This window comes from Rossellomorea sp. DA94, assembly GCF_029834455.1.
GTDB classification, from domain to species: Bacteria; Bacillota; Bacilli; order Bacillales; family Bacillaceae_B; genus Rossellomorea; species Rossellomorea vietnamensis.
In genome coordinates, this window is record NZ_CP122397.1 from 3,852,339 (window position 1) to 3,865,603 (window position 13,265).

The window sequence follows — 13,265 nt, forward strand, 5'->3', positions numbered from 1 at the left end:
TTGTGGAATGGGAGGCAATTGTATGATGGGGCTCCAAGCACACAAAAAAACCAGAAGCCGAATGGCTCCTGGTTTTTTATGGATTACTCTGCAGATGCCGGCTTTGCTTTTTCACCGAATAAAAAGGCAAAGGCCAGAATCAAAATGATGACAACAGCGAGACCAAGGATGGTGCTGCCTGTGAATCCCAATACAAGGTAACCGATGGCGGCAACGACCGCACCGATGACAGCGTATGGAAGCTGGGTGAGCACGTGATCGATATGGTTGCTCCCCGCTCCCGTAGAAGAAAGGATCGTCGTATCGGAAATAGGTGAACAGTGATCACCCAGTACAGATCCTGCAAGCACCGCTGCCATGGCAGGAAGTAGAATTGTTACATCCGAGGCTGCAGCAATCTCTCCGGCGATCGGTAGGAGAATTCCGAACGATCCCCAAGATGTTCCCGTTGAGAACGCCATGATACCGGCAACAAGGAATAAGATGACCGGAAGTGCCTGCATAGGCAGGCTTGATTGTTCAACCAGACCGGCCAGATACGTACCCGTCTGCAGCTGATCGATGAGTGTCACGATCGTCCACGCAAAGATCAAGATGTAAACAGCCGGAAGCATCGACTTGATACCTTCCACTACAGCCGTTCCAAGAGCACTTCCTTCAATTCCTTTTAGACTTACTTGGCGAAGGAAGAAGATCAGGGAAACAAGAAGTCCGAATAATCCACCGTATAATAAAGATTTTGTAACATCCGTATTTTCAAAAATCGGCAATAAGTCGAATGATCCCACTGCCTGGTAACCGGTCCAAAGCATCATGGAAACTGTCCCGATCACGAGTGCAACGATCGGCCAGACAAGATCGCCTACAGAGCCTTTTGAGCTGACGGGAAGATCATTTTTCAATTCACCGGGAATCTCTTTGCCCGGATCATAAAGATCTCCGGTTTCAAGGGCACGTACTTCATGCTCTTTCATTTTTCCGAAGTCGAGTCCCTTATAGGCAACCATGACGACTAGCAGTACGGCGGCCCATACATATAGGTTCATTGGAATCATTTGAATGAATGCCGAGAATGCCGTATACTCCGTGATACTGTGTGTTGCAAGGATCGAGCCGATGATCCCGATGATGTATGCTCCCCAGCTTGAAATCGGGGAAACGACACAGATCGGGGCAGATGTTGAATCAATGATATAGGCTAATTTAGCACGTGAGATCCTGTGCCGATCCGTGATGGGTCTTGAAACCTGTCCGACAGCAAGGGCATTGAAATAGTCGTCAATAAAAATGATGATACCCAGTACCGCAGCAAGAAGCTGTGCGCCCTGTCTTGTCTTCACACGTTTCATCGCCCATTCGCCGAATGCGCGGCTCCCGCCGGAGATATTCACAAATGCCGTGATGATACCAAGAATGAGTAAGAAGAAAATGATGTAGACATTCCAGGTGTTTAGTCCGCCGTCTGCGACAAAGATACCTTTGAAGGCATCCCACATAAAGCTGAATGTTTTCGTAATTGAGAAATCTGCCAACAAAAAGGCAGAAGCAACGATTCCTACTCCCAATGAAAGCAGTACCCGTCTTGTGAGAATAACCATAAGAATGGCTAAAAGGGGTGGTAATAATGAGTAAATCGTGTTTTCCATAGTGTCCTCCTCCTATTTGATAGGGGGGAACCATCGTAGCATGACAGAGGATAATAAAAAAAGGCAACGATAGAGAAACTATCATTACCTTTGTTAGTAACGTAAGTGCTCCATCACGATCTGTAGCTCCCCATCATAGAGATTTCCCTATAATGACAGTGTTATCCTTCTTCAAGATAACCCCAGCAAATACACCTTCGACATGCATATTTACTTCGGCAAAGATTCCCTTTCGTCTGTTTTCTCTGTTGTCATCCTCGAACAGATTACTCTTGAACCCTGCGCCTCTACCCCATCGGACTGATGATGTGGTGTGTTATAAAATTTTCTTTATTAATATAACAAACTATCATTCTTTTGACAACTTTTTTTCCATACTAATTTGTGGGAAATTCAATGGAAGGACTCGAATCCCCTCCACCATTGTTATAAAATTGCGGTACATCCAAGTGGACGGTACCCATTGCAACCAGGATATCCTGCTTGATCGTTTCGGTTTTCGTTGCAAACGGGATGATGATCTGCACATTTACTTCAAGCTCCACAAATACCTTCACCACCGCATTATTGATCCCGAACTGCTCCACCGTCGTCTTCACATCGGACCGTACGTCACCGATGGAATGAAAGCGGATTGGGATTTTCGGCCCCAGGTTCCCGAGCAATACGTTGTTCGTTGCCTGCCCCAATGGAACGGAATAGGTGATGCCCTTCGATGTCTTCGACTTCCCTTCATCAATTTCCACTTCAGTGAGGAACTCAAGATTTTCAATATTCCCTGCCTCTGCTTCCTGGAGATTCTGCTGGACCAGATTCGTAATCTCTGCCTGGACCCTGTTGATGGTCTGTGTATTGTATTTAAACGAGACGATATCGCCTTCCTGGTTCTTCACTTCTTCGGTTATATCCGAAATATCCAGAACATCGGCAATTTTCTTATTGATGGCTTTGTTAATCACAAGGGTACCGATCCTGCTCGTCTGTGTCTCGGCATATGCAAGAAGTGTAGGCTTCAACCCTTTGTTAATGATCCACAATCCAAATCCTGTGGAGATCATAAAGAACAGAAACGTAATGATCATGACATGTCGAAAAGGCAGCGGACCTCCTCTTCGGGGTTTGTTGGTTTTGAACTTAGACAAAAAAATCCCCCCTTACAAGCTATTTGTATGCATTGTAAGAGGGGTTTAGCGCAAAAATTTATTTAATCTTAAGAGATTGCGGTTCATAATCAGGGTCAAAGCCTGTGATGACCTTGTCTAATGCCTTGCTTAAATCGAGTGGGTAAGGAGAGTCTGCCTCCTGCCCATCCTCTTCGATGATCCGTATGACAGGACGGTCTGTGACTCCTTTGTTTTGATCGGTCACAATCCCTTTCCTTCCATCATTCAGTTCCACGATCATGCCATTCGGATACATCGCGACCGATGACCGGAATGCTTCAATCACTTGTGAATCGAACAGGGATCCCGATCCCGCGTATAATACCTCTAATGCCTGATGGGGAAGCATTGCCTTCCTGTATACCCTGTTAGAAGTCATGGCATCAAATACATCGGCCACGGCGATGATCTTTGCGAACGGATGGATATCTTCACCCTTGATTCCCCGTGGGTAACCGGACCCATCGAGCCTTTCATGATGCTGATAGGCACAGTGCGCGATGATCAGGGACACTGAATGCAGTTGTCTCAGGATTTCAAAGCCATGTTCAGAGTGTTTCTTGATTTCACAGAATTCGTCTTCCGTAAGTTTCCCGGGCTTCAACAGGATCTCTTCGGGCACAAGCATCTTACCGATATCATGAAGGATCGCCCCAACCCCGAGCTGCTCGAGCTGCTTCTGTGAAAGCTTTAGTTCAAGACCGATGGAAAGTGTATATAATGTAACATTAAATGAGTGATGAAAAATATAGGAGTCGTATGTAAACACATCTGTCAAAATCGTCAGAAGATCATCATTCGCCTTTACTTCGGACAGGACGACATCAATCACCTGCTTCAATTGAGTGGCACTATCTTCAATCACGAGGAGGCTTGGCTTCTCTTTGGACGTACTTAATTGATTGAAGGCCATCTCGATATTCTGAACCGCCTCTTGTCTCACTTTACTTGAAACGGTCCCCTTCACATGGATTCCACTGGAAAGAGAGTCTTCAATATATACATACTGAATACTAAGCTCCTGCAATCTGTAAATCATGCGTTCTGTAATGGGAACATTATCATGTATCAACGCTTGACCTCTCATATTATATACCGTTGTAGCTAGAACCATGCCGGGTTTCAAAGCCCGTGTTGATATAAGCCTCATAGAATTCTCCTATGTAATTCTTTCATTTTTCGACAAAATTTCCTAGTATCTCCATTATAAAGGATAAAATACATCTTGCAAGGTGTATTTGGTTAAATATTCATGAAAGAATAACGGGGAAATCAGAGGGATAAAACAAAGACCAGCTGCTCAGGAGAGCACTGGTCCAATTTTGATTCTATAGCATTTTTAACAGCGCGTCCCTTCCGGCCATCCCCGTGTGGATGCCGAGATTCGCTGCTTCATAGGTGACGGACTCCAGCGGTGCATCGAGAAGCTGATTGATGGTTTTCACACCAACCGCTCTTCCTGCGATGATCCCCCTGTCCTTTAATTTTTCATTCAGCAGCGCGACATCAAGTGCCCCACACATGATATATCCTTTTTCACTCGTCACGACGAGGAGATTGGTTTTCGGAAGTGCAACAGAAATCGCTGTAAAGGTATGTCCCCCAATGGTGATCGGAGATACATTCATCATGGTTCATCGCTCCCTTCACTCATATGTATGTCATGAGCGTGGAAACGGTGAGACATTTACTGTTTCAATTTCCATTCGAGGACATCCCGTAAAAATTCCGGCATAAAGTACTTCTTCTCAAGCCTCTGAAGGTCCGGAAAGAAGTGGCCGAATGTAAACATATCCGGAAGGGCCAGCTTGTATATCTTCCCAGGGTCGATCGGAACCTTTCCGATGAAGATATCACGGTCTTTAAAGTGGATATTTGAATACACGAAACTCCCCATCACTTTCCCCCTGAAACCAAGTCCTTTCACTTCAAGATGCGGCCAGTCCTCATTAAGGGTCTGCTTAATGATTTCCTTCAGCTCGGCTCCCTTCATCCGGATCATGCAGGGGTTGACCGGGTGGGGAAGGATGCGATGAAGATCCTGCTTTGTCACCATTCCTTCGTCAAGTCCATCTATGAGGAGACCGGCATTAAGAAAACCGCAATCAGCTCCACACCATTCCGTCAGTGCTTCACAAAGCACTTCAGGCAGCGGAGACGTGTGAAACCAATCAACCGGGAAGGATGTTGTCAGGCAGGTCACTTCCTGCTTCAATAGCTCCTCCCCGTCCCGGAACCATTGCTCTCTGTCCTCCGCTTCCCTGACAACCGTCGGAAGGTCCGCCTGCTCATATAGACGGGCCTTCTTTTCCATGACCTGCTTTGTGGATGTATCCACCTCAATTTTCATATGACCGACATAATGACCGTATTTTCCTGCAGCACCAAGCATGGTGCCATTCACCTCTTTCCCTTGAGGCAAGACATGGTGCGTATGGGCACCCAGTATAACGTCTATTTCCGGGAATTGTTCCCCGATCATCTCGTCATCCCTTATTCCCAAATGGGAAAGGAGTATGATCATATCGACGCTTTGTCGAATTTCCTGAACCAACTTCTTCAGTTCTTCCAAAGGGGAGGTAATGTTCCAGCCTAGAGCCTCGTAAAAAGGTTTGAAATAGGCCGTCAATCCGATGACGCCAATCCTCACCCCACCCCCAGTCTGATAAATCCGGTGAGTCTCTGACCATCTTGGACGCTGTGAGGAACGATCCAGGAGATTTCCTACAATCACGTCAAACCGGGCACTGTCATACAAGCTGTTTAGATCATCATAATCCAATGTGATTCCTTCATTGTTTCCGATTGTGACAGCATCGAACCCGGCTTCATTTAATAAATCAACATTCCCTTTTCCTAGCGTCGCTTCTGTCAATGGATGCCAGCGGTCCACATGATCACCGATATCAAATAGATACACAGATTCCCCGTCATTCACATGCTTCTGTTTTCTCTGTTTTAAAAAGTCCCTGATCCTTGGCCAGTTCTCCAGGTGACTGTGAAGATCGTTTGTATGATAAATATGAATGGTTTCTCCCATAAATCGTTCACTCCTATTGGAGGAATGTTATCCTGTCATTCCTTGATAAATCAATCGAATACCAATTAAAATCAGTATAATCCTCAATACGCTCACCAATACTTTGGACTCGAGCTTCGTATTGATATATGCCCCGGCCTTTGCCCCGATCCAGGCTCCCGGAATGAGAGCCAGTGCATACAGCCATTTGACATTCCCGAATATCACATGTGTTCCCGAACTCACCAATGCCGAAAGAAAAATCATAAACATGGATGTTGCAACAGCCACATGGGGCGGGAAAAGAAAAATCAGGATCATGGCCGGGACCATCAGAGAGCCGCCGCCAATGCCAAACAAACCCGATGTAAATCCAACGACGAAGGCAATCACCACTCCAAGTAATGGAGGGTATCCATACCGGAAGGTTTCGCCACTTGGATCGGTAAATTCCCTCTGAAAAGAGGCGTTCCTGAATTTCTCTATTGGCTTTAATTTATTCCGGATCATTAGAATAAGGGCCACCAGTATCATAAAAATACCAAAATAAAGATTGAAGCTTTCCATATTCAATCCCTTGTTCACCCAGGCTCCAAGAATCGAACCGGGTCCGCTCCCCGCAAAGAAAATCAATCCGCTTTTATAATCCACAGTTTTATGCTTTAAGTATGCAAGGGTTGAAGATAACCCTGTAAATATCATGATGACCAGAGAGGTACCCACAGCGGTCTGCGGGTTCATCCCTTCTACCAGGCTTGTATATGTACCAAAGTAGATCAGGGCGGGTACAATGATGACGCCGCCGCCTAAACCGACCAGTGATCCTATCGCACCTGCCAAAAGCCCGATTGATAGAAGAACAATCCATTCCATCTGCCTTTCATCTCCTGTCGGCTAAAATAAATCCAGCTGCTTCGGGGCAAGTCCTTCATACTCAAGCCCCAATAATTCAATCAATTCTTTCGCATTATCAGCCGCGTCTCCACCAGAATTATTGTTAAAAAGAATATAAAGATCCTTAGACTTTTCGTGCAAGAGATGGAGGTGGGGGATCCATTCTTCCAGCTCAGCACGATTATAGCGATATAAATAGCGGACCTCCCGCCAATCTTCCCCATTCGGCTTATTCCAACCATAGAGATTCCTGCCGTGAAACCGGATGAGAGTGGCATCTTCATGGGTCGCTTCGAGAACCCGCGGAACGGATCCTTCACCCGCTTGTGGCTCATCGCAAATGCTGTGGATCCATCCTTCTTTTTTCATGAACGTCAGGGTCTTATCCCGATACTCGGGTCTGAACCAGCTCTGATGCCGGAATTCAAGTGATACAGGAAGATCTTTCAATTGCTCCCTGCAATATCGAATATAATCGACATTCTCTTTTTTACAATCGTACCATGGCGGAAATTGAAGAAGGACCATCGCCAGTTTCCCTGCATCCGTGTATGGAGCAAGGGACTCTTTAAAGGCTCTGAACATCTCCTCCTTTGTTTCAAAAGGGATCTCTCCACGCTGATGCCCTGTCATCCCCTGGTACGCTTTCACAATAAATTTAAAGTCCTCTGGTGTTTCCTTTACCCATTTCTCCGCATTCCGAATAGGCTGGACAGCATAAAACGTCGTGTCCACCTCAACGACAGGAAAATGAGCTCCGTATTCTTTTAGTTTGTCCCTGGGGGAAACATTCTCATAAAGGGTATCATGATCTCCCCAGCCTGTAACTCCTATGTATATCATCCGCATTCACCTGCTTTATTATGAACATGTCCATTTTATCATAAGGGAAATGGAAATTCTTATGTTTGGATTGATCCACCGCCATTTAGAAAAAGAAAAAACTCCCCTGATAAACATCAAGGGAGTTTGACATATATTTTATCCGATTGAACCCTCCATTTCGAACTTGATTAATGTTATTTATCATAACAATTGAAATGGTTTCAAAGAGACCGCCGTAAATACGTTTCTAAGTTTCACTATTCATAGTTTACTCTAATTTATCAAACTAGTCCGTCACATTATCGGCACGCTATCAAAAAAAGGAAAAGTGATGATTCAAGGTTGTATGCTGGTATTTCCTCAAATGTCTGTTTGCATTAGCATACGAAAAAAAAATTTACTGAATACCATTATTCGCTGAACATCTTCGTTAGAATTTGATTCATCTCCATTGTAAGACGCAATATAGACATTTTTCATAACCTCTACAGAACTTCTATGGGATTTTACAATATTTTATTTTTGTTGTGGCATATGTATAGCACCTCTCTAAATTGAAACGTTGATCATCCCGGGGGGTACTGCTCTTATATATGTGTTGTTTGAATACGGGCTTACGAGTAAGTTCACGAATAAAAATATTGTTAAGGGTAAACCTTTATATATAAAGATTAGGAGGGGTACTTGAAATGGAACCGATTAATCACCAAACTAAGATTAATGCGGCTGAATATGCATCTATTTGGTCACAATATATTAATGACAGTTTATCACATTGTGTTCTCCGCTATTTTTTAAATGATGTTAAGGACGAAGATATTAGTAGTTTAATTCAATTTGCCTTGGAATTATCCGAAACCCATTTAGAAAAAGTTAAGCAACTCTTAAAACAAGAAGGCCTTCCTATTCCAATAGGGTTTGTAGATCAAGACGTTACAATAGATGCTCCAAGTTTATTTACCGATACATTTAAGGTTGTTTATTTACATATTATGTCGATTCACGGATTAATAAGATATTCTGGGGCGACTAGTGTCAGTATTCGAGAGGACATCAGAAAATACTTCATTCAATGTACCTCACAAACATTGGATCTGTATGATAGGGCAACGAATGTTTCATTGCAAATGGGGATTATTAACAAACCTCCTACTTTAAACAATCAACAAAAGATAGATTTTGAAAAGAAGCAAACCTATTTAACTGGTTGGTTCGGGAAACGCAGACCAATAAATGCAATCGAAATCACGGGTGTACATCTCAATATGCAGAAGACAATGGTGAAAATGGTTCTGGAGTTAGGTTTCAGTCAAGTTTGTCAGTCTAAAGAGTTGCGAGAATATATGGAACGTGCCCGGAAGATTTGTATAAAACACTTTGATATTCTTTGCTCTATGTTGAAAGAGGAGAATTTACACGTTTCAAAGAGCTTTGAATCAGAAGTAACAGATTCAACAGTCCCACCATTTTCTGATAAGCTTATGCTCTTCCATATAGTAACACTGCTTTCTGCTGCCTTGGGATACTATAGTGAAGCTTTATCAATGAGCCAAAGAAGAGACTTGTCTGCAGATTACGTACGAATGAGTACAGAAATAACTTTAATTGCCGAAGATGGAATAAATCTTTTAATAGAAAAAGGATGGATGGAACAGCCTCCGACTGCTACGGACCACGAAGGCTTGGAAAAAAAATGATAAATGTGCGGGAAATTAATGAGGATAAACAACTAGTTTATCCTTTTTTCTTTGAAAGTCAGTATTGTTACCGATTGATTGAACTCTTATTGATTATTAGTTTGACAATAGAATAATCGCAGGTAAAGTTCATCATACTAAACATAGTTATAAATGAATTCAAGGTTTGAGGTGAATTGCATGTTCTTCAAAAAACGGTCCGCCAGAAATAAAAAGAAAGCACAAGCAAAAAATTCTCAAACCAGCAGCTATTCAAGTATTGAAGATTTGTTTGCTAAAACGAAGGAGTCTCATGATTTTCATCAACTGCCGATAACCGATATCAAGGGATATTTAATCCTTTCCTATTACGATACTCTAGTCGATCATCTCCGAATGGAAGAGAAAGTTCTGTGTGTCTTCAGGGATTCTCATTTTCATCCTGAAAAACTAAAGGATATTGATGATATAAAAAAAATCATTCCAATTGAAGATATAGTTATTACAGAAGACATGAACGAGCTTGAAACTAAAATCCTTAAAGGATATGTTGTTCTGCAGATTAGAGAAAAAGATCAAAAATGTGCCTTAATTAATTTAGCTGATACAAAAGCTGGTATGCGCGAGGAAAACAACGTTGAAAATGAATACAGTGTGATCGGTCCAAGAGTTGGGTTTGTTGAAAATATAGTAACCAATATTAACTTGCTAAGACAGAATATAAACACTCCTAATTTAATTTTTAAGGAAATTCATATTGGTTCTTTCTCACATACCAAAGTAGTCATCGCCTATATTGATGGAGTGACCAATGATCAATATATTCAAACAATGACTCAACGTTTACAAGACATTAATTTTGATGTGGTGTTTGATTCATCTCAACTTCATCAAATAATAGAAGATGATTCTTCAACACCATTTCCACTCTTTTTATCCACCGAACGCATAGACAGGGCTGCATTCGCTTTGATAAAAGGGCAAGTGGTGGTATTTAATCATGGTTCATCTTATGCCATTACAGGACCCTCAACATTGCTTGATTTTTTTGCATCTCCTGAGGATTATTATTTGCCTTGGCTTGTTGGTTCTTTTTTTCGCTTAATACGTGTTTTGAGTGTTTTTTTCTCCATTTTTGCTACTCCTACTTACGTAGCCATATTAACCTTTCATTATGAAATGATACCCAGAATTTTGCTAAGTACCCTTGGCTTTTCCCGTCATAACATACCATTTCCTCCAGTATTGGAAGTGCTATTTTTGGAACTTACAATTGAACTTCTGCGAGAGGCGGGAGCCCGCCTGCCAACCAAGGTAGGGCAAACACTGGGTATTGTTGGCGGTATTGTTATCGGTCAAGCATCCGTTGAGGCAGCTCTTACCAGCAATGTACTTCTTATTATAGTTGCATTAGCAGCATTAGCTTCCTTTACGACTCCTATTTATAAAATGTCGAATACGATTCGGTTTTTGCGTTTTCCTTTAATATTATTGGCTTTTGGATGGGGCATGCTGGGTATTGTTATCGGAATCAGTTTTATACTCGTACACCTTACCCGGTTAGAATCATTAGGCGTACCTTATACAGTCCCCCTATATCCATTCAGGCCTAAAGATTATGGGGATTCCTTTGTCCGTTTACCTTTCAGTAAAACAAATAAAAGACCAAGCTATTTACGTCCAAAATCACTTCTGAGATATCAACCGCATACCGAGAAAAAAAAGAAAAACGATTTTGATGAATAGTAGTCGAGGTGAAGTAAATGCAACGATTTTTTCTTTTTTTGGTTAGTATAACTGTTTTCCTAACAAGCTGTTCCAATCAAAGAATTATTGATCGTGTTCAAATTATTCAAGTGCTTGGATACGATATTCATGATGATCGGGTGAAAGGAACTGTCATTTATCCTACTTATGAAGAACAGGGGAAAACAGTATTGCATACTCTGGACACAGAAGCTGATACTTTTGATTATATTCTAGAAAATTTGAGTACCAAATCAGCGCATCCCATCGATGCAGGACAATTGCGTACAGTATTATTCAGCAAGGATTTCGCTGAACAAGGAATTGATCCTGTTATTCAGTTTATGGTCAGGGATCCGATCGTGGGGAACAGAATGCAGCTTGGAATCACCGAAACAACGGCAGAAAACGTCCTTCAATTAAGTGTAAACGAAAAAGTTCCCTCTCACTTATACGATAAGATTAATCAAAATATTATGCATGGAAGTTTGCCAAAGATGAATCTGCATGTATTTTTAACAGATTTTTATAGTGAAGGGAAGGATCCAGTTTTACCTTATTTCATTATTGAGGATGGCAAAATCAAGATTGATGGACTAGCTATATTCAAAAAAAGTAAGTATATCAATCATATTAATTTAAAGCAGTCCTTTCTTTTAAAAATGTTGAAGGATGGAACAAAAGATGGGCAATATGAAGCCAAAATTAAAGAAGAAGATAGTGAAGGTTATATTAATTTGAGAAAATTGGAATCGAATGTGAACTATACCATAAATCAAATAGATCATAACCCTAACATATCAATTGATTTAACAGTGAAAGCTCAGATCAAAAGGGTTCCTGAGTGGATTCATTTGACCAAAAATAAAGACATCGAAAAAACGGAGAAGATGTTGGAGAAACATTTTAATAAAGAGATCCAACAGTTAATTTCGCTGTTTAAAGAGTACGAAACAGATCCCATCGGAATTGGAGATATGATGAGGGCTTCGTCGAGAAGATGGAATTATGAACGTTATTTGAGTACATATCCTGGTCTTAAGACCACTGTCAATACAAATGTAAAAATCATCCAAACAGGTGTAGAAGAATAAGATATTCAATTCCTAAGGAGGGCAAAAGTGAAAACTGTCATCGATGAACGTTTTTTAGTGTCTCCTTATTTCGCTTTCTTTCTGATCTATTCTAATATTGTAGGTATTGGGATTATGAACTTTCAAAGAGAAATAGCCAAGGATGCTGGTTACGATGCGTGGTTATCGGTAATCCTTACCGGATTAAGCATTCATTTATTACTTTGGATGATGTACCGGATACTTAAAATTGCAAATGATGATGTCATGTATATCAACCAATATTGCTTTGGGAGGTGGATTGGAGGATTATTTAATATTTGTTTCATCCTTTACTTTTTTGTATTAGCTCTGATTGTTTTCCGTGTCTATATTGAAGTGGTACAAGTTTGGATGTTTCCACTAATGAAGACATGGCAGATCAGCTTCATATTTCTAATCTTGCTATACTATATTGTTTCAGGTGGATTTCGTGTCATTACCGGAATATGTTTCTGGGGAACCATTATCCCTTTTATGATTTTGACCCCTATTAGTTCATTTGCCTTGGAATTTGCGGAAATTAATCATTTACTACCGATTTTTAATCATTCTTTAGCGGAAATAGTAGGGTCGTCCAAAATGATGGTTTTTCAATTTCTTGGTGTTGAAACCTTATTCATGTTTTATCCTTTTCTAAAGAATCCTGAAAAATCACAAAAATGGGCTCATTTTGGACTTCTGTTTACAATAATACTCTATCTTTATGTTACAATCCTAACATTTTTGTACTTTAGTGAGGCACATCTTAAACATACCATATGGCCTTCCCTCACACTGATGAAAATAGCAGAGATTCCTGTCATTGAAAGGTTCGAATATATTACGGTTTCTTTTTGGTTTCTTTTGGTTTTGCCTAATATCAGTGTTAAATTATGGGCAGCCTGCCGCGGGGTTAAAAAGTTGATAAATATCAAACAACGGACAATCCTGTTCATTTTTCTGCTCTTGTTTTTCCTTTTTGCCAATCGTTTAGAGGACGTTATACAAATAGAACGAATACAGGATATTTGTTCAAAGATTGGTTTCTCTCTTTTATATGTTTATATCCCTTTTCTCTTCCTGGTTATTCAAGTGAAACATAAAATGACGAAAAATCTTGATAAGTCATAAAAGGGCTCACGTCCATCATTCGGGAATGCTTTGAGTCCATTTTTGCAATCCGCTTTTATCCAATTAAGAAC

At 41.2% G+C, this 13,265-nt stretch carries 11 protein-coding genes and 1 riboswitch; of the genes, 4 read left to right on the top strand and 7 right to left on the bottom strand.

Annotation, left to right across the window (positions count from 1 at the left end; all coding sequences use genetic code 11):
* Positions 1-83: 83 nt before the first annotated feature.
* The 7 genes from P8596_RS20095 to P8596_RS20125 form a co-directional block, all read right to left on the bottom strand.
* Positions 84-1,646 (bottom strand): Na+/H+ antiporter NhaC family protein, encoded by a 1,563-nt coding sequence (locus tag P8596_RS20095; protein WP_159362739.1) that lies wholly within the window; start codon positions 1,644-1,646, stop codon positions 84-86.
* A gap of 115 nt (positions 1,647-1,761) precedes the next feature.
* Positions 1,762-1,944, bottom strand: a riboswitch (Lysine riboswitch).
* Between the two features lie 79 nt (positions 1,945-2,023).
* Positions 2,024-2,788: a sporulation protein YunB gene (gene yunB / locus P8596_RS20100; protein WP_224522040.1), complete on the bottom strand. Its 765-nt coding sequence runs from the start codon at positions 2,786-2,788 to the stop codon at positions 2,024-2,026.
* A gap of 58 nt (positions 2,789-2,846) precedes the next feature.
* Complete coding sequence (locus P8596_RS20105) at positions 2,847-3,959, bottom strand: HD-GYP domain-containing protein (RefSeq protein WP_279724812.1); 1,113 nt, start codon at positions 3,957-3,959, stop codon at positions 2,847-2,849.
* 178 nt (positions 3,960-4,137) lie between these two features.
* Positions 4,138-4,440 carry a YunC family protein gene (locus P8596_RS20110; protein ID WP_279724815.1) on the bottom strand — a complete coding sequence of 101 codons (303 nt, stop codon included), beginning with the start codon at positions 4,438-4,440 and terminating at the stop codon, positions 4,138-4,140.
* A 56-nt stretch (positions 4,441-4,496) separates the two neighbouring features.
* Complete coding sequence (locus P8596_RS20115; RefSeq protein ID WP_279724816.1) at positions 4,497-5,849, bottom strand: bifunctional metallophosphatase/5'-nucleotidase; 1,353 nt, start codon at positions 5,847-5,849, stop codon at positions 4,497-4,499.
* 27 nt (positions 5,850-5,876) lie between these two features.
* Positions 5,877-6,701: a sulfite exporter TauE/SafE family protein gene (locus P8596_RS20120; RefSeq protein WP_254652254.1), complete on the bottom strand. Its 825-nt coding sequence runs from the start codon at positions 6,699-6,701 to the stop codon at positions 5,877-5,879.
* Positions 6,702-6,722: 21 nt separating this feature from the next.
* On the bottom strand, positions 6,723-7,565 hold the full coding sequence (locus P8596_RS20125; protein ID WP_279724820.1) for a DUF72 domain-containing protein: 843 nt from the start codon (positions 7,563-7,565) through the stop codon (positions 6,723-6,725).
* 671 nt (positions 7,566-8,236) lie between these two features.
* Between P8596_RS20125 and P8596_RS20130 the strand changes: the two genes are divergently transcribed.
* The 4 genes from P8596_RS20130 (at position 8,237) to P8596_RS20145 (ending at position 13,194) form a co-directional block, all read left to right on the top strand.
* The gene (locus P8596_RS20130) at positions 8,237-9,244 is read left to right on the top strand and encodes a DUF3231 family protein (RefSeq protein ID WP_279724821.1); all 1,008 of its coding nucleotides are present in this window, start codon (positions 8,237-8,239) and stop codon (positions 9,242-9,244) included.
* A 180-nt stretch (positions 9,245-9,424) separates the two neighbouring features.
* A complete protein-coding gene (locus tag P8596_RS20135) occupies positions 9,425-10,969 on the top strand; it encodes a spore germination protein (RefSeq protein ID WP_279724823.1) in 1,545 nt (514 codons plus the stop codon).
* 17 nt (positions 10,970-10,986) lie between these two features.
* Entirely contained in the window at positions 10,987-12,063 is a 1,077-nt protein-coding gene (locus tag P8596_RS20140) for a Ger(x)C family spore germination protein (RefSeq protein WP_224522033.1), read from the top strand.
* 27 nt (positions 12,064-12,090) lie between these two features.
* Positions 12,091-13,194 carry a GerAB/ArcD/ProY family transporter gene (locus P8596_RS20145; protein WP_279724825.1) on the top strand — a complete coding sequence of 368 codons (1,104 nt, stop codon included), beginning with the start codon at positions 12,091-12,093 and terminating at the stop codon, positions 13,192-13,194.
* The last annotated feature ends 71 nt before the right edge of the window (positions 13,195-13,265 follow it).

Bases quoted from the DNA above. Each gene is read 5' to 3' on its own strand.
- P8596_RS20095 (WP_159362739.1), bottom strand. From the start codon at position 1,646: ATGGAAAACACGATTTACTCATTATTACCACCCCTTTTAGCCATTCTT.
- P8596_RS20105 (WP_279724812.1), bottom strand. From the start codon at position 3,959: ATGAGGCTTATATCAACACGGGCTTTGAAACCCGGCATGGTTCTAGCT.
- P8596_RS20110 (WP_279724815.1), bottom strand. From the start codon at position 4,440: ATGATGAATGTATCTCCGATCACCATTGGGGGACATACCTTTACAGCG.
- P8596_RS20115 (WP_279724816.1), bottom strand. From the start codon at position 5,849: ATGGGAGAAACCATTCATATTTATCATACAAACGATCTTCACAGTCAC.
- P8596_RS20120 (WP_254652254.1), bottom strand. From the start codon at position 6,701: ATGGAATGGATTGTTCTTCTATCAATCGGGCTTTTGGCAGGTGCGATA.
- P8596_RS20125 (WP_279724820.1), bottom strand. From the start codon at position 7,565: ATGATATACATAGGAGTTACAGGCTGGGGAGATCATGATACCCTTTAT.
- P8596_RS20130 (WP_279724821.1), top strand. From the start codon at position 8,237: ATGGAACCGATTAATCACCAAACTAAGATTAATGCGGCTGAATATGCA.
- P8596_RS20135 (WP_279724823.1), top strand. From the start codon at position 9,425: ATGTTCTTCAAAAAACGGTCCGCCAGAAATAAAAAGAAAGCACAAGCA.
- P8596_RS20140 (WP_224522033.1), top strand. From the start codon at position 10,987: ATGCAACGATTTTTTCTTTTTTTGGTTAGTATAACTGTTTTCCTAACA.